The sequence below is a fragment of the Aeromonas sp. sia0103 genome (genome assembly GCF_963895295.1).
In the GTDB taxonomy this organism is placed as follows: Bacteria; Pseudomonadota; Gammaproteobacteria; order Enterobacterales; family Aeromonadaceae; genus Aeromonas; species Aeromonas encheleia.
On sequence record NZ_CAWQKG010000060.1, the window covers coordinates 213,310 to 238,264 of the forward strand.

Genomic DNA, 24,955 nt, shown 5'->3' on the forward strand with positions numbered 1-24,955 from the left:
GCAACCGCCCTGATCGCAACGAATCAAGGAGTCTCGCATGGAACTCTGTGACCGCCCCTCCCTCGGCCATAGGCCGCAAGCCAGCCAGCCGGATCCCATCCCGGCCGGACAACCATCTCCCTGGTACATGCTGCACCGGGACCAAGGCTGGGAGGCCGCCTGCATCCGGGATCGCGCCCCCGACCGGCGTTGAGCGCTCAGGGCTGGGCCGCCTCTATGGCGTCGGACTTGCCCTCCAGCTGGGGCAGGCTGAAGCGATAGGCCACGTAATATTTGTAGATGGTGCCGACGTAGTTGATGGGCCCCTGGCCGACCTCGTTGGCCACCAGCTGCTCCACGTTGCCGAACCAGACATTCGGATCCAGCCCCCTGGCCTTGGCCTTGGCCTGCAGCGCCTGCACCCGGTTGGGGCCCGCGTTGTAGGCCGCCAGCGCGAACAGGTGGCGGTTGAGCCGATCCATCCCGGGATCGTTGAAGTAGGTGTCGAGGATCAGCCGCATGTAACGGCAGGCCGCCTCCACGTTGCCCTCCAGGCTGGTGAGCCGGGCACCGCGGATCCCCACCTCGCCACCTGTGCTCGGCAGCAACTGCATGATGCCGACCGCCCCCCGGTTGGAGCGGACATTCGGATTGAGCCCCGACTCCTTGTACGCCAGCGCCGCCAGCATCAGCCAGTCCAGCTGGTATTTGTCCGCCTGCGTCTCCAGCACCTTGCGGATGGTCGACAGTCGGCCCATGGGATCCGGCGCCAAAATGTTGCTCATCTGGTCACTCTGCGCCAGCAGGCGGCGCAGGGTCATGTCGCTGAAGAGGGTGCGTTTGCTTGACTCCGAGATATAGGCATTCACCGCCTTGAGCAGCTCGGGGCTGTTGTTGCGCAGGGCCCAGGCGCTGCGCCCCTTGTCCCGCAACGGGATCAGCTTGTGGGCCTTGAGCCCGCCTATCATGCCGAGCCAGATCCGCCCCTTGAAGCTGTCGGTGACGGTCAGCGGTATGATGCCGGCCGCCACCATCTCCAGCAGATCCCCATCCTGCAGGTATTCCGGCACCGTCTCTATGTAGACGGGGGGCAGCCCCAGCTCGCGGAACAGCCAGTTGAGCTGGTGCAGACTCTCGTAGTAGCTGGAGCTGGCACGTACCCAGATCCGCCGGCCCGACAGCTGAGTGATGCGGTTGAAGCCAGGCAGATCGCGCTGGCTCACCACCCACTCCTCGATGGGCGAGATGAGTGGGCGGGAGAAGGTCACCTGCTCGCGCCGGGTCGGCGTCACCGTCATGGTGGCCGCCACCAGATCGCCGCGCCCCTCGGCGAGGTAATCCAGCAGCTTGTCCTGGCGCACCGGGATGTAGATGATCTTGAGCTTGAGCTGCTCCTTGGCGAGATAACGCTGGTTCAGCCAGCGCTCGAAGCCCTGCAGCTGATTGACAAGGATGCCGTACTGGGCGCCCTTGTCGAAGAAGAAGAAGCCCCGCTCATAGACCACCAGGGCCCTGAGTTCTTTCTTTTGCAGTATGTGTTCGAGATCCCCGGGTTGGGGCAAGAGCTGCGGCTTGAGATCGGCCGCCAGCAGGGGAAGATACCAGAGGGCCAGCAGGCCCCAGATCCATCGCCGCGTCATCATGTCGTCGCCTGCCGTTGGTCAGTCCACGGCAGGCTGTGCCTTGGCAGGATAACTCGCACCGGAACCCGGGGCTCAGCGCAGGGCACCATCGCTGCGTCAGCATGTTGTCGCCTGCAGGTTGACCGGCTCGCGCCCGTCGGCTCGTCGGCTCGTCGGCTCGTCGGCTCGTCGGCTCGTCGGCAGGATGCTTCGTTATGGGATAGGAGGGACAGGGCAGAGCGCCCTCGCCACTGCATCATGCCGTCGTCTGCCATTGGCCGACTCGTCTCGGGTTGAGTCATCTGGAGATAACTCACTATAGAACGGGGAACTGTGGCTGGAGGCTCAATACGGCAGGCAGGCCTGCCGTATCCTCAGGGGGCTCAGATTGAGCGGGCACGCATCTCGAAAATCAGCTTCTCGGCGGTGCAGGTGAATTGCAGGCGGGCCTTCAGGATCACGCCATCGGCGCCCTGGCTCAGCTCGCTGCTGATCTCGGCCTCGGCGGTGACCTGCTTGGCCAGCGCCTCATAGGCCGCCAGCTTGGCGCGGGCATCGGCTTCGGCCGCGGCCTCGATCACCAGCTCCATCACATCGTCGCCTTCACCTATGATGGTGCCAATCTCGGCGAAACAGCCGCAGCTGTCGCAGGTTTCATTCAATTCGACTTTCTCGTCTACAGACATCACTCAACTCCCACTTATTTCGGCTTTACTTCATCGTCACGCAAGGCTTTACGAAAGTCCTTGATGGCGGTGCCCAGATCCTCACCGGCGCCGGCCAGGCGTTTGCTGCCAAACACCACGACCACGACCACGAGCAGGATCAACAAATGCCAGATATGAATTCCACCGAGTCCCATCGGGATACTCCTGACTGATAGATACCCATTGTTTGTATCAAAAGAAAGCGCAACGATTGTTGGGCAAAATCAAGGCAGGTGCAAGTTGGCAAATAAATCACGCAAAAAAATACGGCGGCCATTGGCCACCGTATGAGTCTGTGCTACTTGTCCCCTCAACCGCTACATCCTGTACCAGCCACCCTCTAAGGCGAGAGACGACTCGAGCATAGGGTCGCCAAGATATGAAAACAAATGGTATAAATTCATCTTAGAATTGAAGAGGATTCATATCATGCTGCTGGAACAGCTCGGGCGCATAGACCTTAATCTGTTGATTATCCTGCAAGTATTGCTGGAAGAGCGCAATGGCAGCCGGGCCGCCCGCCGACTGCACCTGAGTCAGTCGGCCGTCAGCAAGGCCCTCGGCCGCCTGCGGGAAACCTTCGACGACCCCCTGTTCGTGCGTGCGGCCCATGGGCTGGAACCCACCCCGCGCGCCCTCGGCCTGCAACAACAGCTGCAACCCATACTGCTGTCGCTGGACAACCTGATCCAGCCACCGGCGTTCGACCCGGCCAGCACCGAGCGGGAGTTCGTCATCGCCAGCATGGACAGCGCCTTCACCCTGTTCGCCCCCCTCTACCTGAGCGAGCTCAAGCGCCAGGCGCCGGGCATCCGCTTGCGCTACGAGGAGTGGACGGAGCACAGCCTGACCGCGATGAGCCAGGGCCAGGTGGACATCGCCTTCACGGTGCGGGAGAACTGCATCACCTCGGACTACCGGCTGGATACCCTGCCCGGCAGCATCTGCCAGCGGCTGCTCGCCATCGATGGCCTCACTTGTCTGGTGCAGCAGGATCATCCGGCGCTGCACGAGCGCGAATGGGATCTCGCCCGCTACCTGGCCTATCCCCATGTGCAGACCTATTGCGAGGGGCGGGATCGCTGGATGCTGGATCACAAGCTGGCAGAGCAGGATCTCTATCGCCGGATAGAGGCGACCGTGCCCTCGTTCGAAGCGGCGCTGCGGATGGGGATGCACTCCGACATGATAGTGACCCTCTCCAAGCTCTATGCCCGCCATGCGACCCAGGTCTACCCGCTGGTGCCGCTGGCGCTGCCCATCGCGCTGGACAGCATCTCCCACCTGCTGATCTGGCATCAGCGTCACGAGGAGGATCCGGGCCACCGCTGGCTGCGGGAGACCCTGCTCGCCCTCATCCTGAGCAAGCTGGAGACTTCGGCCGTCGGTCAGCCCTGAGACAAGGCTCCGGCCGGCTTAGCCCTGACCGGTCACGTCCAGATAATGGTGCACGCCGTCGAGCAGCATCTGCACCGAGATCATCACCAGCAGCATGCCCATCAGCCGCTCCACGGCGGTGAGTCCTCGCTCACCCAGCAGCTTGTTGAACAGCTCGTAGAACATCAGGATCACGGCGCTGGCGCCCCAGGCCAGCAACAGGGCCAGGGACCAGTCCGCCATCCGGGTCGGCTCCTGATTCGCCAGCAGCAGCAGAGAGGCCAGGATGGAGGGACCCGCGATCATCGGGATGGCCATGGGCACCAGGAAGGGCTCCTCCCCGGCCGCCAGCCCGGTCACCCCGCCCGGGGTCGGGAAGATCATCTTGATGGCGATGAGGAACAGTATGATGCCCCCCGCTATGCTCACCGCCTCCTGCCGCAGATTGAGGAAGCTCAGGATCTGCTGACCGGCGAACAGGAAGCCCAGCATGATGGCCAAGGAGAACAGCAGCTCCCGGATCATCACCTTGCGTCGCCGCTTGGGATCGACATGGCGCAGGATGGAGAGAAAGACCGGCAGGTTGCCCAGCGGATCCATGATCAGAAACAACATGACGGCAGCGGAGAAAGTATCCATACAACGCCCAGGCTAAGCCTTCAACAGGGGGGAGAGAGGGCGAAATATAACAAAGGGCAGGGGATTCGGCGAGCACCAGGGCGGTGCCCGCCGCGGGGATCAGCCGTGCTGGCAGATCTTGTCGGCCCGGGTCTGGAAACCCTGCCCGGATTCGATGAACTTGCCGCGCTTGGCCAGAAAGTCGATCAGCGCCTCGGCATCCATCTCGCTGGCGCTGCAGGTGTGAAAGCGGGCGTCGGCGCCGAAGCGGCTGTCGATCGCCTGCTTGAGGCTGGCCCGGGTAAATTGGCCGTCCTGCGCCAGCATCATCTCCATCACTTCGTGACCGTGTATCGATTGAGACATCTCAAACCTCAGTAATCATCATATAGGATGCCAATTAAAGCCCGAGTCGGGCGCCCCTATCTTGATGTAAGCCAATAAAGTGCCGATTTCCCGACCTCCGGGCTGGCCGTGAGCGCCACTTTGTCGATAAAGTGGCAACCTGAACAGGGGATGGCTACACTGGCGCCCCTTTTTGCCGTCGTAGTTAGAAAATAAGGACATTGGCGTCATGCTGTTCCATGGATTGGCCCTCAAGCCCTGGCGGATCTGGACCCGCCGCCCGCTCTGGTTGAAGACCCTGATCGGCATGTTGACCGGGATTGGGCTCGGGCTCGGCTTCAGCGAGCAGGCGTTGCTGCTCAAGCCCATCGGCGTCCTGTTCGTCAACACCATACAGATGCTGATGGTGCCCCTCATCTTCTGCTCCGTCATCGCCGGCCTCACCTCCCTGCTCAAGGGCAAGACCCTGGATCGGATCGGCAGCAAGGCCATTGGCCTCTACCTGTGCTCGACCGCCATCGCCATCTGCATCGGCCTGATGATGGGCTGGCTGCTGGAGCCCGGCATGGGTGCCAATATGGGGCCTTACGAGCGGACCGGTGTGGTGGTGCAACCGACCCTGGCCAGCGTGCTCAGCCATCTGGTGCCGCGCAACCCGATCCAGGCCATGGTGGATGGCAAGATCCTGCAGGTGATAGTGTTCGCGGTGGCCCTCGCCCTCGCCCTCAACGCCACCGGCCGCCGTGGTCGTCCCGCCATCCGCTTCTTCACCGCCCTGGCGGAGGGCATGTTCAAGCTGACCCAGATGGTGATGGCCCTGGCCCCTTACGGCGTCTGCGCCCTGATGGCCTGGATGACCGGCAAGTACGGGCTGGATCTGCTGCTGCCGCTGCTCAAGGTGATCGGGGCCGTCTACCTCGGCTGCCTGCTGCACGTGCTCGGCGTCTACAGCAGCCTGCTGATCCTGCTGGCCCGCCTCAATCCGCTGCACTACTTCAGAAGCATCCTCGATGCCCAGGCGATCGCCTTCACCAGCAGCTCCAGCAGCACGACCCTGCCCGTCAGCCTGGCCTGCGCCGAGCGCCGGCTCGGGGTCTCCCCCGCCATCACCGCCAAGGTGCTGCCCATAGGTGCCACCATCAACATGGACGGCACCGCGCTCTATCAGGGGGTGACGGCGCTGTTCGTGGCGCAGGCGTTTGGCGTGGATCTGCACCTGGTGGATTACCTGACCATCATCAGCATCGCGACCCTGGCCAGCATAGGCACAGCGGGCACCCCGGGCACCGGGCTCATGTTGCTGACCCTGACCCTGACTGCGGTGGGCTTGCCGCTGGAAGGGGTGGCGCTCATCGCCGGCATCGATCGCCTGCTCGACATGGCCCGCACCACGGTCAACGTCTCGGGGGATATTCTGGTGTCCGTGCTGATCGCCCGCAGCGAAGGGGAGCTGGATCTGGCGACCTACCACGACCCCAACGCCGGCGAGGATATCGACTTCACCCTGCGCTGAGGCAGGCAAGACAGGATCAGGGCCCGCTGGCGGGCCCTGGTGAATGCGAATGATCAGTGATCGTGCGGATCATGATGGCAGCGCCAGCAGATGTCGAAGTTGGCGCCGTTCTCCTCCCCGCACTGGCCACAGAGCCAGCCATTGCCCTGGCGCTGCTGGTAACGCTCGATGACCTTGCCCGCCCGGCTGCGATCCTCGGCAGGCACCAGCAGGGTGACCTGCAGCAGATCCACCGGCAGCTCCCCCAGCGCGCCCGACAAACCCTCCCCACTGAGCCGCACCCGCACGCCTTCCACCTCCAGCGCCCCTTTCAGGGCGTGGGCCTCCAGCGAATGGGAGGCCCGATACAAGTTAATCCACTGCTCCATATATCCTCTCCTCGCAACCGCTTGTCGATGCACCGACGGCGCCTGCGCCACCATCATTTCAGGGCGCGGGCCTCCAGCGAATGGGAGGCCCGATACAAGTCAATCCACTGTTCCATGTCTCGTCCTCACAACGGCTCGTCTTCATATCATCGTCGTCACGCACCAACCCCGCCAGCGGGAAGCCGTGCATTCCTGCGCCTTCACCGCAGGCTGTCGATGCCGTACTCGGCCCCATTCTCGACCAGAAAGTCGATGAAGACCCGCAACTTGCTCGGCATCAGCCGCCGCTCCGGGAACAGCAGATAGATGGGCACCCTGGGCTGCTGCCAGCCCGGCAACAGGGCCACCAGGGCCCCGCTGGCCAGCTCCTCGTGGCAGATCATGACCGGCAGCGCGGCTATCCCCAGCCCGGCCTTGGCCGCCTCCCTGGCACAGGTGATGTTGTTGACCTGGAAGCGGGAGCGCGGATCCACCAACACCTCCCGCCCCTCTGCCTCGAAGCACCAGTGGGAGGAGAGAAAACCGCTGCTGACCGCCACCCGCTCGTGTAGCAACAGATCCTCCGGCCGCGTGATCGGCGGGTTGTTGGCCAGGTAGGCCGGGCTGGCGCAGAGCACGCGATCCGAGCTCCACAGCCGCCGGGCCGCCAGGTTGGAGTCGCTCATGTCACCGATCCGCACTATGGCATCCAGCCCTTCGTTGATGGGATCCACGACTCTGTTGGTCAGCTCCAGATCCACTCGCAGGCCAGGATAGGCCTGCAGGAAGTTGGCCACCAGCCGACCCACCACCAGCTGCCCCGTCTCTATGGGCACGGCCAGCTTGAGGGTGCCGGTCACCTCCTGCTGGCTGGCGCTCAGCATCAGCTCGGCCTGGGTCAGCTCCTCCACCGCCTTGCTGCAGCGCAGGTAGTATTGCTCCCCCGCCTCGGTCAGGGTGAGCTGCCGGGTGGAGCGATAGAGCAGGCGCACGCCGAGCCGCTGCTCCAGCTCGGCGATGCGACGGCTGACCGTCGCCTTGGTCATACCCAGCTCCCGGGCCGCCGCCGTGAAGGAGCCCTTGTCGACGATGCGCACCAGTATTAAGGCAGCATTTAGGTCCATTGTCTCACCAGTGCAACTGTATATCTCATAAAGCGATACTAATCGAAACAGTCTGCCGATGTTAGCCTGCGCCCCTCAGTTCAGGAAACCCCACACAATGAGTCAACACAAGAAGATCCCCCTGCTGGCCGCCCTGCTGCTGGCCCTGTTCGGCATGCTGTTTGCCGGCTACTGGTATCTGCACGCCCGTTACTTCGAGAGCACCGACAACGCCTATCTGCAGAGCGAGGTGACCGGCATCGGCTCCAAGCTGCCCGGCTACATCAGCCAGGTGCTGGTGACCGACAACCAGGAAGTGAAAGCGGGTCAGCTGATCGCCCGGCTGGACGATCGGGAATACAAAGCCAAGGTGATCGAGGCCGAGGCCGACCTGCACCTCAACCAGGCGACGGCGGAGAACCTGGCCGCCACCCGCACTCAGCAGCAGAGCCTGATCCGTCAGGCCGAGGCCAAGGTCGCCTCGGCCGAGGCCGAGCAGGTGCGCTCCCAGCAGCAGGTGCATCGTGTCGGCCAGCTCAATCAGCGCCACTACAGCTCCCAGGACAACCTGGACGAGGTGCAGGCCGGTTTGCGCGTCAATCAGGCCCTGCTGCAGGAGGCCAAGGCGGCCCTGCAGGCGGCCCGTGAGCGCCTGCTGGTGCTGGATGCGGAGGCCAAGCAGAATCTGGCCAGACTGGCACTGAGTGAGGCCCAGCTGGAACAGGCCAGACTGGAACTCGGTTACACCGAGCTGCGGGCCCCGGCCGACGGCATCATCGGCAAGCGCAGCCTGCGGGAAGGGCTCTACGTGCAGTCCGGCATGCAAGTCGCCAGCCTGGTGCCGCTGCAGCAAGTCTGGGTCGAGGCGAACTTCAAAGAGACCCAGTTGCAACACATGCAGCCGGGCCAGAGGGTGGAGGTGATCCTGGATGCCTACCCGGATCAACCGGTCGAGGGCATCATCGACAGCCTGGCCCCCGCCACCGGCGCCAAGTTCGCCCTGCTGCCTCCCGAAAATGCCACCGGCAACTTCACCAAGATAGTGCAGCGGATCCCGGTCAAGATCCGCATCCCCGAGCCGGGCCCGCTGGCGGGCAAGTTGCGGCCGGGCCTCTCCACCGAGGTGATAGTGGATACCCGCACCGCCGCGCCGGACCGGCTGGCGAGCACTGAGCCCGCCGCCCCGGCCAGCGGGGTGAACCTGGACAGCCAGGCCTCTGAAGCCGTGGTGGCCGCCCACTGATGGAACCCATCCCGCGTCGCAACTGGATCGCGGTCATGGGGGGGCTCATCGGCGCCTTCATGGCCATCCTCGACATCCAGATCACCAACGCCTCCCTGAAGGACATTCAGGGGGCCCTGTCGGCCACCCTGAGCGAGAGCTCCTGGATCTCCACCTCCTATCTGGTGGCCGAGATGATCGCCATCCCGCTCAGTGGCTGGCTGAGCCGTGGCCTGAGCGTGCGTCGCTACATGCTGTGGAGCACCGGCGCCTTCATCGTCGCCTCCGTGCTCTGCTCGTTCAGCTGGAACCTTACCAGCATGATCGTCTTCCGGGCCCTGCAGGGCTTCACCGGCGGCGCCCTCATCCCCATGGCCTTCTCCCTGATCATCAGCCTGTTGCCGCTGCACAAGCGCGCCACCGGCATGGCGCTGTTCGGCCTGTGTGCCACCTTTGCGCCCACCATAGGGCCGACCCTCGGCGGCTGGCTGACCGAGCAGTTCTCCTGGCACTACATCTTCTATCTGAACGTGCCGCCCGGCCTGCTGGTGATGGCCATGCTGGCCCATGGCCTGGACCGGAAGCCGGTGGACTGGGAGGTGATCAAGCGGGTGGATCTCATCGGCATCGTCACCATGGCGGTGGGCCTCGGCCTGCTGGAGGTGGTGCTGGAGGAGGGCAACAGAGAGGACTGGTTCGGTTCCAGCTTCATAGTGCGGCTCACCGTCATCTCCGTGGTGGCGCTGGTGTTCTTCGTCATCAGCCAGTTGCTGCGGCGCCATCCGCTGGTCAACCTGCGGCTGCTGCACAGCCCGCGGTTCGCGCTGGCCTGCTTCGCCTATCTGGTGCTCGGCATGGGGTTGATGGGATCCATCTATGTGTTGCCGCTCTACATGACCCAAATCCACAACTACAACGCGCTGGAGATAGGTGAGGTGCTGATGTGGATGGGGCTGCCACAGCTGCTGGTGCTGCCGCTGGTGCCCAAGCTGGTCACCAGGATAGACCCGCGCTATCTGGTGAGCTTCGGCTTCCTGATCTTCGGGGTGAGCTGCTTTATGAACGTGAACATGAGCGCCGACTACGCCGGGCCCCAGCTGATCCAGTCGCTGATCGTGCGGGCGCTGGGCCAGCCCTTCGTCATGGTGCCGCTCTCTCTGGTGGCCACCGCCAGCCTGAGCCCGGAGGAGATCCCCTCCTCCTCGACCCTGCTCAACGTGCTGCGCAACCTGGGGGGCGCCTTCGGCATCGCCATCATCGCCACCCTGATCGACAACGATACCCGCATCCATTTCAGCCAGATCAGCAGCACCCTGGCCGCCACCAGCATCGAGGGACAGAGCTATCTGCTGCAGCTGACCCAGAGCATGATGGCGCAGGGCTCTGGCCCCGAGCTGGCGCAGCAGCAGGCCCAGGCCATGCTATCCAACACCATCTCGCGGGAGGCGGCCATCATGGCCTACAATCAGGTGTTCTACGTGATGGGGATCTTCCTGCTCATCGCCAGCGCCCTGATGCTGCTGCTCAAGCAGCCGGCCCCCAAGCCGGCCAATGGGGAGCCGCTGGAGTCATGACAATAAAAAAACGGGCCGACTGGCCCGTTTTTTTCTGGCTGGAGATTCTTCATCCCACCCGCCGGATGCGCACTCGCAGGCGAGGGATGAAGTCCCGCCTTATCCCGCCAGCGAGGCGGCGATCAGGAACTGGGCCGCGAAGTAGCTGCTCATGATCCAGGCCTTGGCGTGGGGGAAGGGCCGGCGGAATCTGTCCAGCGCCAGCATGCTGTCGGAGAACAGGAACATCAGGGCCCCCACCAGTGCGGCGGCGCTGCCCGCCGTCAGGGAGGCATGCCAGGCGCCTGCCGCCACCCAGGCCATGCCGATGATCACCAGCATGTAGCAGAACACCGGGATCTTCATCTCCCCCAGCTGGCCCCACAGCAGGCCGAACACCAGGCCGGCCACCAGCAGCAACATCAGGCCATCCACCAGCTTCAGCACCAGCGGCCCCTGGGCGAAGCCGACGATGTAGCAGAGGTGCGCGACAAGAAATGCCGCCAGTCCCTGGATGAAGCGATCCCTTGGCAGCATCAGCAGCACGTCACCGGCGAGCGACAGGCAGAGGCCGAGCAGGAGCCAGGCATGGGAGCCGTTATGGTCGTCACTCTGGTAACCGAACGCCAGTGCGATGATAAACAGCATGGTCAGCGGCTTGCTGATATAGAACTGACGGGAGTCTGAGCCGTAGGCTGCGCGGATATGCCACCAGCCCGATGCGATGATCAAGAAACTCAATAACATGCCCTGCTCCTCACCGGTTGCTCGCTGTCATACGGCAACCTCTTTAGTGCTCGCAAGAGTAACAAATTCCCCCGCCGAGTGGCAGGGGTGCGCAGCAGATGAGCAGTCTACGCCTAAAGTCTAATTGCCCCGCCCTCGTGGCTCGGGCATAAGAAACGGGTCTGAAGGATCACCATGGAACAAACTATGACCAACTATCTGCCCGCTATCGATATCATGATGTGTCATCTGGGGATCAGCTTCGAGCAAGCCTGCGAGCAGCTGGGCCTGAGCCCGCTGGAACAGCAGAACCTGAGTCTGCTGCAAGAACAGCAGCCAGAGTAACGCCCCCAAGATTGAAAACGGCGCCTTCGAGGCGCCGTTTTTATTGTGGGTGTTGATTAACGCAAGGTTCGTCGCCGCTGCAGCCAGACCACCAGCGCAAACAGCAGGAAGCCAGGCAACCACATCAGCTCCTTGCGCCAGCGCTCGGTGGGTGCCTTGACGGAGAGGATCTCCTGATCGAACTCCATGCCGGCCTCCGCCGCCGGACTACCGAAGGTGACGTTGTCGATCAGCGTCTTGCCATCCTGCTCATACAAGGCCAGCCCCAGGCTGGCGAGACGGGCCTCCCCATCGGCACCGGCCGGCACCGCCAGCAGTACTGTGGATTGGCGCAGCTTGCCCACCGCATCCTCCCCCTGGATCCGCAGCCGCAGGGTGCTCTCCGCCTCCACCTCCCCCAGGGTCTGGGCGAACTGGGCCGGCGCCGTGTCGCTGTAGGGATCGTGCACCATGTCCATCCAGAAGCCGGGACGGAACAGGGTGAAGGCCACCAGCAGCAGCAGCACGCTCTCGTACCAGCGGCTGCGCGCCAGGAACCAGCCCTGGGTCGCGGCGGCGAAGATCAGCATGGCCACTGTGGCCACCATGAAGATCAGCACACCGTGGGCGAAGTCCACGTCGATCAGCAGCAGATCCGTGTTGAAGATGAACAGGAACGGCAGCGCCGCGGTGCGCAGGCTGTAGTAGAAGGCGGTGATCCCGGTCTTGATGGGATCCCCCTTGGAAACGGCCGCCGCCGCGAACGACGCCAGCCCCACCGGCGGGGTCACGTCCGCCATGATGCCGAAGTAGAACACGAACAGGTGCACCGCGATGAGCGGCACTATCAGGCCGTTCTGCTGGCCGAGCGTCACCACCACCGGTGCCAGCAGGCTGGACACCACTATGTAGTTGGCGGTGGTGGGCAGCCCCATGCCGAGGATCAGGCTCAGCAGGGCGGTCAGCAGCAGCATCAGCAGCAGGTTGCCCATGGAGAGGAACTCCACCAGATCCGCCAGCACCAGACCAACCCCGGTCTGGGAGACGGCACCCACTATGATGCCGGCGGTGGCGGTGGCGATGCCGATGCCGATCATGTTGCGGGCACCGGCCACCAGGCCCTCCCTCAGATCCACCAGGCCATCGCGGGCCGAGCCGTAGTGGTGCTTGCCATCGGTGCGCAGCCAGTTGAGCAGCGGCCGCTGGGTCAGCAGTATGATGGTCAGCATGACGGTGCCCCAGAAGGCCGACAACCCAGGCGATAACCGTTCCACCATCAGGCACCACACCAGCACCACCACCGGCAGCAGGAAGTGCAGGCCGGACAGCAGCACGGCGCGGGTGTTGGGCAGCTCGGTCAGCGGCTGATCCGGATCCTCGGCGGGCAGCGGTTCATTGCTGGCCGCTATCTTGAGCAGGCCCAGATAGACGACCACCAGCAGCAAGGCGACCCCCGGCAGGGCGTATTCACCCAGCGCCGGCTTGAGCCAGCCGAGGCCATAGTAGACCACCATCGACAGGCCGCTGATCAGGGCGGCGCCGAAGGCAAAGCCGGTCAGGCGGCGCAACCAGGGTTTGGGTTGGTGGTTGCCGATGGGCTCCATTCCGAGCTTGAGCGCCTCCAGGTGCACTATGTAGAGCAGCGCTATGTAGGAGATGGTCGCCGGCAGGAAGGCGTGCTTGATGATCTCGACGTAGGGGATGCCCACGTACTCCACCATCAGGAAGGCGGCGGCCCCCATCACCGGCGGCATGATCTGGCCGTTGACCGAGGAGGCCACCTCGACCGCTCCCGCCTTCTCCTTGGAGAAGCCGACCCGCTTCATCATGGGGATGGTGAAGGTGCCGGTGGTGACCACGTTGGCGATGGAGGAGCCGGAGATGACCCCGGTCAGCGCCGAGGCGACCACGGCCGCCTTGGCCGGCCCGCCGCGCAGGTGGCCGAGCAGGCTGAAGGCGAGCTGGATGAAGTAGTGACCGGCGCCGGCTCGCTCCAGCAGGGCACCGAACAGCACGAACAGGAACACGAAGCTGGTGGAGACCCCGAGCGCTATGCCGAACACCCCCTCTGTGGTGATCCACTGGTGGTTGGCCAGCGCGGTGAAGCTCACCCCGCGGTGAGCCAGCAGCCCCGGCATCCAGGGACCGGCCAGACTGTAGCCGAGAAACACCAGGGCGATCACCGCCAGGGCGGGCCCAAGGGCGCGACGGGTCGCCTCCAGCAGCAGCGGGATGCCAATGCAGGCGGTGACCAGATCCGAGGTGGTGAGATTGCCGGGGCGCTGGGCCAGGGCCTCATACATGACGAACAGATAGGCGGCCGCACCGGCGGCGACCAGGCCGAGGGCGATGTCACCGAGCGGCACCCGATCCCGGGGCGAACGCCGGAAGGCCGGGAACACCAGATAGGCCAGCAGCAGGGCGAAGCTGAGGTGAATGGCGCGGGTTTCGGTATCGTTGAGGACCCCGAAGCCCAGCATGAAGGGCAGCGGAGAGGCGATCCAGAGCTGGAACAGGGACCAGGCCAGCGCCAGCCCCGTGATGAGCCAGCCCATGAGGCCGAGCGGCAGCCGAGCACCCACGTCCTGGGCGATCAGTTCCTCGGTAGAGAGTTGTTTTTCTTGCATAGGGTTAACTTGTGCCTACGAGTACAACGACACGACACCCGCTACCGCGGCAAGGCGGCAGACGGGTGTCGAAGAGACGAGAGAGGCCCTTGAGCCTGCGATCAGAGCCAGCCGCGCTCTTTGTAATAACGGGCGGCGCCTTCATGCAGCGGGGCTGAGAGACCCACCTTGATCATGTCGGCTTCCTTCAGATCGGCGAAGGCCGGGTGCAGACGCTTGAAGCGATCCAGGTTGTCGAACACCGACTTGACCAGCTGATAGACCACTTCCGGATCGGCCTTGGCGCTGGTGGAGAGCACCGCCTTGCCGCCGATGGACGGGGTCGGCTGGTCGCTGCCCTTGTAGAGACCGCCGGGGATCTCGGCCTTGGTGTAGTAGCTCTTCTCGGCCAGCAGCTTGTCGATGTCGGCCCCGGTCACCGGCACCAGCACGGCGTCCGTGGTGGTGGAGGCCTCCTGGATGGCCCCGTTCGGGTGACCGACGAAGTAGCTCATGGCATCGATGTTGTTGTCACCCAGCGCCGAGGCCTGCTCGGCCGGCTTCAGCTCGGAGACCAGCCCGAAGTCGCTCTTCTGCCAGCCCTTGACCGCCATGATCTCTTCCATGGTGTCGCGCTGGCCCGAGCCCGGGTTGCCGATGTTGACGCGCTTGCCCTTCAGATCGTCGAAGCTGGCGATCTTGGCGTCGCGCCGGGCCAGTATGGTGAACACCTCGCTCTGCAGGGAGAAGACGGCGCGCATGTCGTCCATGGCCCCCTCGGCCTGGAAGGGGGGCAGCCCCTTCATCGCCTTGTACTGGTGGTCGGACTGCATGATGCCGAAGTTGAATTCACCACTGCGGATGCCGTTGACGTTGGCCACCCCGCCGCCGCTGGCCGGGGCGTTGCATTTGATCTGGTGATCGGCGGCGCCGCGATTGAGGAAACGGCAGATAGACTGACCCGCCACGTAGTAGACCCCGGTCTGACCGCCGGTACCGATCGTCACGAAGCGTTCCTGTGCCTGGACCTGGCCGCCGAAGGAGACGCCAACCAGGGCAGCCGACAAGGCGCACGCCAAGGATAATCCTTTCATGTTTTCCATCCTTTTCATTGATTTATCTCACCCGATTCCCGGGTGAATATGAGACGGACCCGCATCAAGACTGGGTCCGCCTATATGACCTCATATGAGGAAAGGGTCGAGCGCCAACGGCTCTTCCCAAAGCCACCATCATCCTGCGGTGAGATAATCAGCGTCATGCCGATCGAGGGCGATTCGACCAGAAGAGGGTCGGATCAAAAGTGGTAACCCCTTGATTAGGCACATAGTGCCAACATAAATCAAACAAAATGGCAAAATGCTGGATTTAAATAGCGAGAAATTTGAACTGGATCATCAATTCATCGGTCATGGATTAATTGAATCTGTTCATGCAGGCAGAGGGAAAATGGAGGGGAGATTCTTTTGCAGCCCTTGGCTGGCAAGGGCCTCAAGCTTGGTGGCTTATGGGTTTGGCTGCGAGATAAAAATACAGGCCGGAGGGTTGCCCTCACCGGCCTGTTCTCATCTGCGGATCGGCGCCGTCCCAGGCACCAGAGTCGCGTTCAGCAACAACCGCTTAGCCTTTCCTCATGCCTTCGGCTTGGCCAGATCCAGGATAAAGGCAAACTCCAGCGCTATGTCCTCATAGGCCTTGAAACGGCCCGACTTGCCGCCGTGCCCGGCATCCATGTCGGTGCTGAGCAGCAGCTTGTTGTCGTCGGTCTTCAGCTCCCGCAGCTTGGCGACCCACTTGGCCGGCTCCCAGTACTGCACCTGGGAGTCGTGCAGCCCGGTGGTAACCAGCAGGTTCGGGTAGGCCTGTGCCTTGACCTGATCGTAGGGGCTGTAGGCCTTCATGTAGTCGTAGTAGCGCTTCTGGTTCGGGTTGCCCCACTCGTCGTACTCCCCGGTGGTGAGCGGAATGGATTCATCCAGCATGGTAGTGACCACGTCCACGAATGGTACCTGTGCCACTACCCCACGGTAGAGCTGGGGCGCCTGATTGATGACGGCCCCCATCAGCAGGCCGCCGGCGCTGCCGCCCATGGCGTAGACCTGATCCCTGGCGCCGTAGCCCTGGCTCACCAGCGCCTCGGTCACGTCGATGAAGTCGTGGAAGCTGTTCTGTTTTTTAAGCAGCTTGCCATCCTCATACCAGCCGCGCCCCAGCTCCTCGCCACCCCGGATGTGGGCGATGGCGTAGACGAAGCCCCGATCCAGCAGGCTCAGGCGAGAGGTGCTGAAGTCGGGATCCATGCTGGCGCCGTAGGAGCCGTAGCCATACACCAGCAGCGGGTTCTGACCATCCTGCTTGAACATATCCTTGCGATAGACCAGCGACACCGGCACGGCGACACCGTCGCGGGCCGTCACCCACAGCCGCTCGCTGGCATAGAGCGCCGGCTTGAAGCCCGCCACCGCCTGCTGTTTGAGCAGGGTGCGCTTGCCGCTGTCCATGTTGAGCTCATAGGTGGACGAGGGGGTGGTCATGGAGGAGTAGCCATAGCGCAGCTCGCTGGTCTCCGGCTCCGGATTGAAGGCGAGCCAGGTGACATAGGCGGGATCGTCGAAGGCGATCTCTTTTTGCTCGCCACTCTGCCAGTTGACCTGCCGCAGCCGGGTCAGCCCCTTGCTGCGCTCCTCCAGCACCAGCCAATCCTTGAACAGGGCGTAGCTCTCCAGCAGCACGTCCGGATTGGGGGCTATGACCGCCTTCCAGCGATCCACCGGGCTCTCCTTGGTCTCGTACAGGCCGAAGTTCTTGCCGTCCTTGTTGGATCGCACGTAGAAGCGGCCACGGTAGTGGTCCAGGCTGTATTCGTGATCCACCTGGCGGGGCAGGAACAGCCGCGGCGCCTGGGTCGGGGTGTTGGCGTCGATGAGCCGCGCCTCCCCCGTGGTGGTGCTGGAGAGCGCGATGACGATGAAGTCTTCCGAGGTGGTGGCGTAGAGGCTGACATAGAAGGTGCCATCCTTCTCCTCGTAGACCAGCTGATCCTTGGCCGGATCCGAGCCGAGCTCGTGGCGATAGACCTGATAGGGCAGCAGGGTCTTGGGGTGCTTGCGCACGTAGAACACCGTCTTGCTGTCGTTGGCCCACACCAGGTTGCCCGAGGTGTTTTCCAGTTTGTCGCTCGCCCACTTGCCGCTCTCCAGATCGAGGAACTGGATCTGGTACTGACGACGAGAGAGGAAATCTTCCGCCACCGCCAGCCAGCGGTTGTTGCGGCTCACCTCCAGTGCGCCGAGGGAGTAGAACTCGTGCCCCTCGGCGCGCTGGTTGCTGTCCAGCATCAGGCTGGCGTCCTTCTCCCCCAGCTTGGTGCGGGAGTAGATGCCGTACTCCTTGCCCGGCTCGTAGCGGGTCTGGTAGCGGTAGCCGTTCTTCACATAGGGCACCGACTCATCCTGCTGGGGAATGCGGGCCACCATCTCCTTGTAGAGCTGATCGCGCAGTGGCTTGGTCGGTTTGAGCATGGCCTCGGTGTAGGCGTTTTCGGCCTTGAGATAATCCAGCACCTCGGGCTTCTGGCGCTCGTCATCCCGCAGCCAGTAGTAGTTGTCGATTCGGACATCCCCATGTTTCTTCATGGAGTGCGGGTGCTTGGCGGCCACGGGCGGCTGGATAGGGGTTTCGCTTGTCGGCATGGCGGACTCTTCATTGGCATAGGAACAGGGAACGGCGGCCAAGCAAGCCAGCAGCAGAAGCCCTCGGGAAAAGGTGAACATGTCGCATCCTTTGCGCGGTAGCAGGGTAGGCGGCCGGGTATTAGCGCCATAAACTGACGATCGCTCTGCTGCCGGTCACCCTGCTTGCGCGGTAACGAGGCTAGCAAATCTGGCTCTCAACCCCGTGATCATAAATTGGCGATCAATCTGCCCCTTGTCGCCCTGGGTTGCAAGTGATCCCCAAACATTCGGCCAAAAACCACGGAAAAGGGCCGCCATCCTGCGATGACGGCCCTCTCGTGCTGGCCATGAGCGACACGGGTTCGCTCAGGTGTGCCTCACATGATGGAGTAGTGCCTGCTCATGACCAGGGTGCGTCAGCCGGGGTAGCTCGACCAGACCTTGGTCGCGCCCTCCTCGCTGATGCTCAGCACCTGATAGGGCTGACCCGGAATATCCATGCCAGGCGCACTCTGGGGCATGCCCGGAATGGTCAGGCCGCGGATCGCCGGTTTTTCCTTGAGCAGCTTCTGCACGTCGGCGGCGGGTACATGCCCCTCCACCACATAGCCGTTCACCACCCCGGTGTGGCAGGACGCCAGCTGCGGGGTGATACCGTATTGCTGCTTGATGGGATCGAGCTGCTCGGTTTCGACGACCTTGACCTCAAAGCCGTTCTCTTCCATGTGCTTGATCCAGGTCTTGCAGCAGCCGCAATACTGGGACTTGTAGACGGTCATCTGCTCCGCCGCCAGGGCAGAGAAGCTGACGGTACCGGCCAGCACGGCCAGTAACAGGGACTTGTACATAACTCACCTCAGATAAGAAGAAATACCCAAAAAACAGGGGGACTCGACTCAACGGAACTGGCGAGGGGGGCGTTCGAGCCGCTCTAGCGGCGCGTCCGGCATGAACAGGGAGGGGAAGATGAAACGCGGAGCGTCCGGCTCCAGCACGGCGACCGTCAGGTCGCCGCCGGTGAGCACCGTCATGGCGAGCGCCGAAGTGAAGCTGCCGCAGGGCATGGCTTTCTCCAGGGTGCGCTCACTCTGGCTGCAATGGGGCGTCAGGGTGCAGAGATCGGTCGCCGCCCGGCTGCCAAACGACATCAACACCATCAGCAGACTCCACAGGGGGAGCCAGCGGCGGGCGCGAGCGAGTTGGCGACGGGTCAGAACCATGACATGACTCAGTAATCAAAGGAGGCCTATGGTAACCCTTGGCCCTGGGGGAGGGTCAAGCCTCCCCCCTGCGACAGATCAAAAGAGGATGAGATAGGGGATGGGACATGACACACTGGGCCAGGTTGAGCGGTGCCAAAAGAACCGCCTCTGTCGGGCGACACGCCCGCCGCCATCCGCCCTGACACTGGCGGGAACAGGCACTTCTTGATAACGTCGCTGCTCGATGCATTTTCTTTTCGCGGACAAGAGTCTCCTCTCAGGTTATGACCCCATGAAACGCATTCTGGTTATCTTCTCACACCCGGCGCTGCAGAGTTCCAGGGCCAACAAACAGCTGCTGCAGGCGATCGAAGGCATGGAGGGCGTCACCGTACACGACCTCTACCATCGCTATCCGGACATGTTCATCGACGTGAAGCGCGAGCAGGCGCTGCTGATGGAGCACGATCTCATCGTCTTCCAGCACCCCTTCTACTGGTACTCCTGCCCGGCCATCATGAAGGAGTGGATGGATCTGGTGCTGGAGTACGGCTACGCCTATGGCCCCGAGGCCCATGCGCTCGCTGGCAAGCAGTGGCTGAGCGCCATCACCACAGGCGGAGCCCCCGAATCCTACTGCAGCGCGGGTTACAACAACCGGCCGCTGCTCGACTTCCTGCTGCCCTTCCAACAGACGGCGCAGCTGTGCGGCATGAGCTGGCTGCCGCCCTTCGTGCTCCACTCCTTTCACAAGCTGAAGGATCCCCAGGCGCTGTACCGCTGCGGGCAGGATTATCGTCAACTGCTGTGCGCCCTGCGCGACGAGCGACTGACCCCCGCCCAGCTCGGCGAGAGCGCCTATCTGCGTGACCTGCTGGAGGTGCTCTCATGAAACACGCTCAGCTATTTTGCCGACTCGATGAGCCGAGCCGGACAGCCAGGTTCGAAGGGAGGGCCGACTAATGGGACATGGATTGCTGTTCGATGCGCTGATCTATCTCTCGGCGGCGGTGCTCGCCGTGCCCCTTGCCAAGCGCTGGGGGCTGGGCTCGGTGCTCGGCTACCTGCTGGCGGGCATCATCATAGGCCCCTTCCTGCTGGGCCTGGTGGGTGAGCAGAAGGATGTGATGCACTTCGCCGAGTTCGGCGTGGTGCTGATGCTGTTCCTGGTCGGGCTTGAGCTCAAACCCGCCCTGCTGTGGCAGCTCAAGGGGCCCATCCTCGGCACCGGTGGCCTGCAGGTTCTGCTCACCACAGCCGCCCTGACCGGGGTGGCTTGCCTCATCGGCCTGCCCTGGCAACAGGGGCTCGCCATCGGCCTCATCCTGGCGCTCTCCTCCACCGCCATCGTCCTGCAGAGTCTGCAGGAGCGCAAGCTGATGCAGAGCGAGAGCGGGCGCTCCGCCTTTGCGGTGCTGCTGTTCCAGGACATCGCCGTGATCCCCATACTGGCGATCCTGCCGCTGCTGGCCATCACTCCTGTGGTCAATAACGGCAACCCGGATCTGGCGGGCTGGCAGCACGGCCTGCTGGTCGTCGCCGCCATCGCCGGCATAGTGCTGGGCGGCCATTACCTGATGCGGCCGGTGTTTCGCGCCATCGCCCAGTCCCATATGCGGGAGATCTTCGTCGCCGCCGCCCTGCTGCTGGTCATCGCCATCGCGGTGCTGATGGAGTCGGTGGGACTCTCCCCCGCGCTTGGCTCCTTCCTCGCCGGGGTGGTACTGGCCGACAGCGAGTATCGCCACGAGCTGGAGGCGGACATAGAGCCGTTCAAGGGGCTGCTGCTCGGGCTGTTCTTCATGTCGGTCGGCGCCGGCATCGACTTCGGCCTGTTTGCCGCGCATCCCCTGCTCATTCCGGCCCTAGTGATCGGCCTGATGGTCCTGAAGTGGCTGGTGCTGATGGCGCTTGGCCTCATCATCCGCATCTCGCCCGGCCAGCGCTGGACCTTCGGGCTGGCACTGGCGCAGGGGGGGGAATTTGCCTTCGTGCTGTTCTCGTTCGCCACCCAGAACAAGGTGCTGCCGAGCGAGACCATCTCGCTGCTGACCCTGGTGGTCGCGCTCTCCATGGCGCTGACGCCCTTGCTGCTGATCCTCAACGACAGGGTGATCCAGCCCTGGTTTGACTACCGCAACCAGGCCGACGTGCCGCAACACGAGCAGCCCGAGCTGGTCGAACACCCCGTCATCATCGCCGGCTTCGGCCGCTTCGGTCAGATCGTGGGCCGTCTGCTGCATGGCCACGGCATCGGCACCACCATACTCGAGCAGGATGCCAGCCAGATCGAGATGCTGCGCAAGTACGGCTATCAGGTCTTCTATGGCGATGCCAGCCGGCTCGATCTGCTGCACGCCGCCGGCGCCCACAAGGCCAAACTGCTGGTGCTCTCCGTCAACGATCCGGCCACCTCGATCGCCGTCATCGAGATGGTGAAGAAACACTTCCCGCACCTTAAGATACTGGCGCGCGCCCAGGACAGACCCCATGCCCACGAGATCCTGCGCCAGGGGGTCGACAGCGTGCACCGGGAAACCCTGGGTTCCGCCGTGGATCTCGGGGTGGAGGCCCTGACCCAGCTGGGATTCCGGGCCAACCAGGCCTGGCGCGCCGGCCAGATGTTCAAGCAGTATGACAACCGGTTGCTGCGGGAGCAGGTCAACTACCTGGACGACGAGCACACCTATATCAACAAGAGCCTGCAATACCGGGAGATCCTCTCCGATCTGCTGCAAGACGATCAGGAAGGACAGGAGCGTACCCACGCCCACAACTGGAACAGCGGTCTGCCCGACAACGACAAGGAAGCAATATGATTGCCTATTACCCCCTGCTCAAACACCTGCACATGACCCTGGCCCTGATCAGCGTGCTGCTGTTCCTCTATCGCTGGTGCCTTGCCCTCGGCGGCAGCCCGCGCCTGCAACAGAAATGGCTCAAGGTCCTGCCCCACATCAACGACACCCTGCTGTTGCTGTTCGGGCTGGTGCTGGCGGTGACCCTGCAGATGAGCCCCGGCCAGCAACCCTGGCTGATGGCCAAGCTGATCGCCCTGGTGCTCTACATCGGGCTAGGCGTCATGGCGCTCAAGCGTCCTTACCGTACTCAGAAGCTGATCGCCGGCCTGGCGGCCCTTGCCGTGTTCGGTTACATGGTGGGTGCCGCCATCACCAAGTCTGCCTGGTCCTGGCTGGTCTGAAGCAACGCCCTGTAGCGGTGAGGGCTCTGCCCTCACCGCATCTCCCTCCATTCCCAGCCTCTTTTATCCCCCTGCCGACAAGGGCAACCCTGCACTCCATCTTTTTTTGGCTAAAAACAGGCCTCAAATAACCCCTTTCAATATAGATTTAATGATTTATATCAATTGGTTATCTCATCTTGTATGAAAATGGCGACAGTTGTCGCAGCAAAACTTGCGACATAGACTGTCGCAAGTCATGGCTAGGATACACTCAACGCTAAACCAGTGAAGGCATGCACCATGAGTAAGAAGCTGTTACGACAACTGACCTTGGCGCGTTGCATCCCGCACCGCCCTTACAAGCTGACCGCCAGCCAACTCCAGGTAAAACTGGAAGAAGAAGGCATACACGTCAGTCTGCGTACCGTGCAACGGGATCTGGAAGAGATGTCCGGCATGGGGTTGTTCGACCTCACCTCGGACGAGCGCAGCAAACCGCACGGTTGGTGCTTTGAGCGCCATGGTCTCAATGACTTTGCCAACATCATGCCGCTCTCCCTGGCAGTGGCGCTGAAAACCTGGAGTGACCAGGCGAGCCAGCTGCTGCCGGCGAGCGTATTGACCGAATTGAACCCGCTGGTCGACAAGGCCGGCCAGGTGATCCGCGACAGCCAGAGCGAGCTGGCGGAACGTTGGCTCGAGAGCGTGCATCAGTCTCCTCGTCCCTTTGCCGGCAACCCGGAGATCCGTCGCAGCACCCTGATCCGCGACGCCCTGTGGCGTGGTCGCAAATTCAGCGCCGAGATCCAGCGTGTCATCAAGGAGCGCACCGTGTGGCTGTGCTATGACCGCATCAATCCGCTCGGCATCCTGAATCAGCCGGATGGCCCGACCCTGCTCTGCACCCTGTCCGAGCTGGATCCCAAGGTGTATGGCATCCCGTTCGATCACATCAAGAACGTGGAACTGACCAACTTCAGCGCCACCCAGCCGAAGGAATTCAACATCCAGAAGCTGATCCGCGATCAGGGCTATCAGGACGTCAGCGGCCCGATCCGCTTCGTTGGTCGTATCGATGCCAACTGCCCGACTCTGATCGATGGGCAGATCCCGGGCCACAACCCGCGCATGACCCGCTACGACAAACGCAGCGTGGTGGTAGAGACCGAGGTGCAAGATACGCCCGAGTTCCGCTCCTGGCTGAACAACATGAGTGGCAACCTGGAAGTGCTGGCCCCAGAGTCACTGCGCAAGGCCTACCCGACGCCGGGTACCCGGGTCAGCTGATAGCCCCCTTTCATTGATAATGAAAAGCCGAGCCTCGTCTCGGCTTTTTTGTATGCTTTTCAGGCATATTCGTTCAATTAATTTTTAACTCTTACACCCCTGATTGAGCACTCTGTACCATCGTTTTCCTCCCTCAATCTGGTTGTGAGAGATCCGCCATTCCCCCTGTAAGACCCCTCAGTGTTGAGCCGTACGTGAAGCCATCCCGGAAGCGTTATGCTTTCTTAAGAAACTAACTAACATCATGATATATAAGAAAACTAATCCTCTCTGTGCAATAACCATCCAGTAGTGGACGACGCCTTATGGTGCTCCGCGCCTTGTTCTCGCTCACGATTGCCTTAGTATTGGTCTCACAAGGACGGCGCTGGTTCGGCAGGATGCAGAGGCAGCGCATAAAGGGAACACCACAGGATGTGGTAGGAACACCTCAGGATGAGGCTGATAACCCGGATGGTTATCACAAGGATCGACAGGACAACCGCAGGATGCGGTGGTGGACACCTCGGGACGAGGCAGAGTGGTACGGATTACCGCTCTTCAGGATGAAAGGAACCTCGCCGGAGGCGAAAGGAATGGCTTCAGGATGAAGCGAGATGACCAGGGTGGTTATCTGTCAGGAAGACGCAAGGAACACCACGGGATGTGGTAACGGACACCTCCAGGATGGAGAAGGTGAAGCAATCAGGAGCGATTGCCAGGCTAGGATGGCCACAGGACACCTCAACGGATTGGGAAGGGGATAATCCGAAGGACAGGATAGAGTCAGGGATTGCAGGGAGCATGGCAGTTCATGGACTGGACTAGATGACTTGAGGGGACGGCAACCGCCGTCCCCTTTTCTTTATGCCTGGCATCAGGGATTAATGTGGTCCATAACTATAAATACCGGCCCCACACCGCCATTCCATTATTGCCGCTCGACCAGGCAACCAGAACGCCCCATCCCCGTTAATTCTTCCACTGGCTCGCTGATCTCTGCGGCCCTAACCAGCCATTAGAGCCACATGCAGAGCACCATCAGGCTGGCTTAACCGAGCCCCTTGGCTAGCTAATAATGCGACAACCTTCTATAGAATGACCTCAGTTTGAGGCTCTTGAGGTTAGGGGCGATTCAGTGCTCCTAGCCCCTGTGGTTGTCTCACTCTAAGGATCTGAAGGGCATGATGGTGATGCAAAGGAGGAAATGAGAAGGGGTAACAGTAGGGTTTGGCGGATGTCAGACATGAAAAAAAGCCCAGTCTTTCGACTGGGCTTCTTAATCATTGGCGGAGCGGACGGGACTCGAACCCGCGACCCCCGGCGTGACAGGCCGGTATTCTAACCAACTGAACTACCGCTCCGCAATTTGGCTAGCTTCTGCTAAATCGTCGCCGTTTCATCGAGGTGTCAGCCTCGCGGCACAACATCGTACTGCGCACAATGTCGTCTAATTAGGAGCCTGGCAGTGTCCTACTCTCGCATGGCGAATGCCACACTACCATCGGCGCTACCGCGTTTCACTTCTGAGTTCGGCATGGGATCAGGTGGTTCCACGGCGCTATGGCCGCCAGGCAAAAACTTCAA

General features: G+C 62.4%; 22 protein-coding genes, 1 tRNA gene, 1 rRNA gene and 1 pseudogene. 10 read left to right on the forward strand and 15 right to left on the reverse strand.

From position 1 onward, the window contains the following. The first annotated feature begins 37 nt into the window (after positions 1-37). Positions 38-193, forward strand: a complete 156-nt coding sequence (locus AACW18_RS18640; RefSeq protein ID WP_218389512.1) for a hypothetical protein — start codon at positions 38-40, stop codon at positions 191-193. A 4-nt stretch (positions 194-197) separates the two neighbouring features. Here AACW18_RS18640 and AACW18_RS18645 read toward each other — a convergent pair whose 3' ends face one another. The 3 genes from AACW18_RS18645 to tatA all read right to left on the reverse strand — a co-directional run bounded on the left by AACW18_RS18645 (position 198) and on the right by tatA (position 2,463). Continuing rightward, positions 198-1,619: a lytic transglycosylase F gene (locus AACW18_RS18645; protein WP_218389532.1), complete on the reverse strand. Its 1,422-nt coding sequence runs from the start codon at positions 1,617-1,619 to the stop codon at positions 198-200. 365 nt (positions 1,620-1,984) lie between these two features. Further along, positions 1,985-2,287 (reverse strand): YfcZ/YiiS family protein, encoded by a 303-nt coding sequence (locus AACW18_RS18650; RefSeq protein ID WP_042651849.1) that lies wholly within the window; start codon positions 2,285-2,287, stop codon positions 1,985-1,987. A gap of 14 nt (positions 2,288-2,301) precedes the next feature. Then, on the reverse strand, positions 2,302-2,463 hold the full coding sequence (gene tatA / locus AACW18_RS18655; protein WP_042651848.1) for a twin-arginine translocase TatA/TatE family subunit: 162 nt from the start codon (positions 2,461-2,463) through the stop codon (positions 2,302-2,304). Between the two features lie 274 nt (positions 2,464-2,737). On the opposite strand from tatA, the gene AACW18_RS18660 reads away from it, so the two are divergent. Beyond that, positions 2,738-3,706, forward strand: coding sequence for a LysR substrate-binding domain-containing protein (locus tag AACW18_RS18660; protein ID WP_218292643.1), 969 nt, complete (start codon positions 2,738-2,740; stop codon positions 3,704-3,706). Between the two features lie 18 nt (positions 3,707-3,724). Here the strand turns inward: AACW18_RS18660 and AACW18_RS18665 are convergent, their stop codons facing one another. Then, entirely contained in the window at positions 3,725-4,324 is a 600-nt protein-coding gene (locus AACW18_RS18665; RefSeq protein ID WP_218389513.1) for a YhgN family NAAT transporter, read from the reverse strand. Positions 4,325-4,423: 99 nt separating this feature from the next. Further along, the gene (locus AACW18_RS18670; RefSeq protein WP_042651845.1) at positions 4,424-4,669 is read right to left on the reverse strand and encodes a YecH family metal-binding protein; all 246 of its coding nucleotides are present in this window, start codon (positions 4,667-4,669) and stop codon (positions 4,424-4,426) included. Between the two features lie 208 nt (positions 4,670-4,877). Here AACW18_RS18670 and AACW18_RS18675 point away from each other — a divergent pair, with 208 nt between their 5' ends. Next, the gene (locus AACW18_RS18675; protein ID WP_042651844.1) at positions 4,878-6,161 is read left to right on the forward strand and encodes a dicarboxylate/amino acid:cation symporter; all 1,284 of its coding nucleotides are present in this window, start codon (positions 4,878-4,880) and stop codon (positions 6,159-6,161) included. Between the two features lie 53 nt (positions 6,162-6,214). Here the strand turns inward: AACW18_RS18675 and AACW18_RS18680 are convergent, their stop codons facing one another. Then, entirely contained in the window at positions 6,215-6,529 is a 315-nt protein-coding gene (locus tag AACW18_RS18680) for a putative signal transducing protein (protein WP_218292644.1), read from the reverse strand. 200 nt (positions 6,530-6,729) lie between these two features. After that, a complete protein-coding gene (locus AACW18_RS18685) occupies positions 6,730-7,632 on the reverse strand; it encodes a LysR family transcriptional regulator (protein WP_042651842.1) in 903 nt (300 codons plus the stop codon). 97 nt (positions 7,633-7,729) lie between these two features. Between AACW18_RS18685 and AACW18_RS18690 the strand changes: the two are divergent. Beyond that, positions 7,730-8,764 (forward strand): annotated as a pseudogene (locus tag AACW18_RS18690) (HlyD family secretion protein); the annotation flags it as partial. Between the two features lie 89 nt (positions 8,765-8,853). After that, positions 8,854-10,407: a DHA2 family efflux MFS transporter permease subunit gene (locus AACW18_RS18695; RefSeq protein ID WP_042651841.1), complete on the forward strand. Its 1,554-nt coding sequence runs from the start codon at positions 8,854-8,856 to the stop codon at positions 10,405-10,407. A gap of 99 nt (positions 10,408-10,506) precedes the next feature. On the opposite strand, the gene AACW18_RS18700 is transcribed toward AACW18_RS18695, so the two are convergent. Next, complete coding sequence (locus tag AACW18_RS18700) at positions 10,507-11,133, reverse strand: lysoplasmalogenase (RefSeq protein ID WP_042651840.1); 627 nt, start codon at positions 11,131-11,133, stop codon at positions 10,507-10,509. Between the two features lie 174 nt (positions 11,134-11,307). Between AACW18_RS18700 and AACW18_RS18705 the strand changes: the two genes are divergently transcribed. After that, positions 11,308-11,457, forward strand: coding sequence for a hypothetical protein (locus tag AACW18_RS18705; RefSeq protein ID WP_157433652.1), 150 nt, complete (start codon positions 11,308-11,310; stop codon positions 11,455-11,457). Between the two features lie 56 nt (positions 11,458-11,513). Here AACW18_RS18705 and AACW18_RS18710 read toward each other — a convergent pair whose 3' ends face one another. From AACW18_RS18710 to AACW18_RS18730, 5 genes are all read right to left on the reverse strand, one after another. Then, positions 11,514-14,063, reverse strand: a complete 2,550-nt coding sequence (locus AACW18_RS18710; RefSeq protein WP_218389514.1) for a TRAP transporter permease — start codon at positions 14,061-14,063, stop codon at positions 11,514-11,516. A gap of 101 nt (positions 14,064-14,164) precedes the next feature. Next, complete coding sequence (locus AACW18_RS18715) at positions 14,165-15,136, reverse strand: TAXI family TRAP transporter solute-binding subunit (RefSeq protein WP_042651838.1); 972 nt, start codon at positions 15,134-15,136, stop codon at positions 14,165-14,167. A 537-nt stretch (positions 15,137-15,673) separates the two neighbouring features. Further along, positions 15,674-17,815 (reverse strand): S9 family peptidase, encoded by a 2,142-nt coding sequence (locus tag AACW18_RS18720; RefSeq protein WP_218389515.1) that lies wholly within the window; start codon positions 17,813-17,815, stop codon positions 15,674-15,676. A gap of 317 nt (positions 17,816-18,132) precedes the next feature. Continuing rightward, positions 18,133-18,564 (reverse strand): DUF411 domain-containing protein, encoded by a 432-nt coding sequence (locus AACW18_RS18725; protein WP_042651836.1) that lies wholly within the window; start codon positions 18,562-18,564, stop codon positions 18,133-18,135. A 48-nt stretch (positions 18,565-18,612) separates the two neighbouring features. Next, positions 18,613-18,936 carry a hypothetical protein gene (locus AACW18_RS18730; RefSeq protein WP_218389516.1) on the reverse strand — a complete coding sequence of 108 codons (324 nt, stop codon included), beginning with the start codon at positions 18,934-18,936 and terminating at the stop codon, positions 18,613-18,615. Between the two features lie 274 nt (positions 18,937-19,210). On the opposite strand from AACW18_RS18730, the gene kefF reads away from it, so the two are divergent. From kefF to AACW18_RS18750, 4 genes are all read left to right on the forward strand, one after another. After that, positions 19,211-19,810 (forward strand): glutathione-regulated potassium-efflux system oxidoreductase KefF, encoded by a 600-nt coding sequence (gene kefF / locus AACW18_RS18735; protein WP_218389517.1) that lies wholly within the window; start codon positions 19,211-19,213, stop codon positions 19,808-19,810. A 70-nt stretch (positions 19,811-19,880) separates the two neighbouring features. Beyond that, positions 19,881-21,737: a glutathione-regulated potassium-efflux system protein KefC gene (gene kefC / locus AACW18_RS18740; RefSeq protein ID WP_218389518.1), complete on the forward strand. Its 1,857-nt coding sequence runs from the start codon at positions 19,881-19,883 to the stop codon at positions 21,735-21,737. Next, on the forward strand, positions 21,734-22,120 hold the full coding sequence (locus tag AACW18_RS18745) for a SirB2 family protein (protein ID WP_042651832.1): 387 nt from the start codon (positions 21,734-21,736) through the stop codon (positions 22,118-22,120). Before kefC ends, AACW18_RS18745 begins: the two co-directional genes overlap by 4 nt. Positions 22,121-22,402: 282 nt before the next feature. Beyond that, complete coding sequence (locus AACW18_RS18750; RefSeq protein ID WP_042651831.1) at positions 22,403-23,389, forward strand: helix-turn-helix transcriptional regulator; 987 nt, start codon at positions 22,403-22,405, stop codon at positions 23,387-23,389. Between the two features lie 1,266 nt (positions 23,390-24,655). Here AACW18_RS18750 and AACW18_RS18755 read toward each other — a convergent pair. Continuing rightward, positions 24,656-24,732, reverse strand: a tRNA-Asp gene (locus AACW18_RS18755). Positions 24,733-24,828: 96 nt separating this feature from the next. Then, positions 24,829-24,943: ribosomal RNA gene (rrf, locus tag AACW18_RS18760) — 5S ribosomal RNA — on the reverse strand. Positions 24,944-24,955 lie beyond the last annotated feature (12 nt).

Coding starts and splice junctions, on each gene's coding strand:
- AACW18_RS18705 (WP_157433652.1), top strand. CDS start 11,308: ATGGAACAAACTATGACCAACTATCTGCCCGCTATCGATATCATGATG.
- AACW18_RS18660 (WP_218292643.1), top strand. CDS start 2,738: ATGCTGCTGGAACAGCTCGGGCGCATAGACCTTAATCTGTTGATTATC.
- AACW18_RS18645 (WP_218389532.1), bottom strand. CDS start 1,619: ATGACGCGGCGATGGATCTGGGGCCTGCTGGCCCTCTGGTATCTTCCC.
- AACW18_RS18680 (WP_218292644.1), bottom strand. CDS start 6,529: ATGGAGCAGTGGATTAACTTGTATCGGGCCTCCCATTCGCTGGAGGCC.
- AACW18_RS18710 (WP_218389514.1), bottom strand. CDS start 14,063: ATGCAAGAAAAACAACTCTCTACCGAGGAACTGATCGCCCAGGACGTG.
- AACW18_RS18695 (WP_042651841.1), top strand. CDS start 8,854: ATGGAACCCATCCCGCGTCGCAACTGGATCGCGGTCATGGGGGGGCTC.
- AACW18_RS18725 (WP_042651836.1), bottom strand. CDS start 18,564: ATGTACAAGTCCCTGTTACTGGCCGTGCTGGCCGGTACCGTCAGCTTC.
- tatA (WP_042651848.1), bottom strand. CDS start 2,463: ATGGGACTCGGTGGAATTCATATCTGGCATTTGTTGATCCTGCTCGTG.
- AACW18_RS18700 (WP_042651840.1), bottom strand. CDS start 11,133: ATGTTATTGAGTTTCTTGATCATCGCATCGGGCTGGTGGCATATCCGC.
- AACW18_RS18640 (WP_218389512.1), top strand. CDS start 38: ATGGAACTCTGTGACCGCCCCTCCCTCGGCCATAGGCCGCAAGCCAGC.
- AACW18_RS18730 (WP_218389516.1), bottom strand. CDS start 18,936: ATGGTTCTGACCCGTCGCCAACTCGCTCGCGCCCGCCGCTGGCTCCCC.
- AACW18_RS18665 (WP_218389513.1), bottom strand. CDS start 4,324: ATGGATACTTTCTCCGCTGCCGTCATGTTGTTTCTGATCATGGATCCG.
- AACW18_RS18715 (WP_042651838.1), bottom strand. CDS start 15,136: ATGAAAGGATTATCCTTGGCGTGCGCCTTGTCGGCTGCCCTGGTTGGC.
- AACW18_RS18685 (WP_042651842.1), bottom strand. CDS start 7,632: ATGGACCTAAATGCTGCCTTAATACTGGTGCGCATCGTCGACAAGGGC.
- kefC (WP_218389518.1), top strand. CDS start 19,881: ATGGGACATGGATTGCTGTTCGATGCGCTGATCTATCTCTCGGCGGCG.
- AACW18_RS18745 (WP_042651832.1), top strand. CDS start 21,734: ATGATTGCCTATTACCCCCTGCTCAAACACCTGCACATGACCCTGGCC.
- AACW18_RS18675 (WP_042651844.1), top strand. CDS start 4,878: ATGCTGTTCCATGGATTGGCCCTCAAGCCCTGGCGGATCTGGACCCGC.
- AACW18_RS18720 (WP_218389515.1), bottom strand. CDS start 17,815: ATGTTCACCTTTTCCCGAGGGCTTCTGCTGCTGGCTTGCTTGGCCGCC.
- kefF (WP_218389517.1), top strand. CDS start 19,211: ATGAAACGCATTCTGGTTATCTTCTCACACCCGGCGCTGCAGAGTTCC.
- AACW18_RS18650 (WP_042651849.1), bottom strand. CDS start 2,287: ATGTCTGTAGACGAGAAAGTCGAATTGAATGAAACCTGCGACAGCTGC.
- AACW18_RS18750 (WP_042651831.1), top strand. CDS start 22,403: ATGAGTAAGAAGCTGTTACGACAACTGACCTTGGCGCGTTGCATCCCG.
- AACW18_RS18670 (WP_042651845.1), bottom strand. CDS start 4,669: ATGTCTCAATCGATACACGGTCACGAAGTGATGGAGATGATGCTGGCG.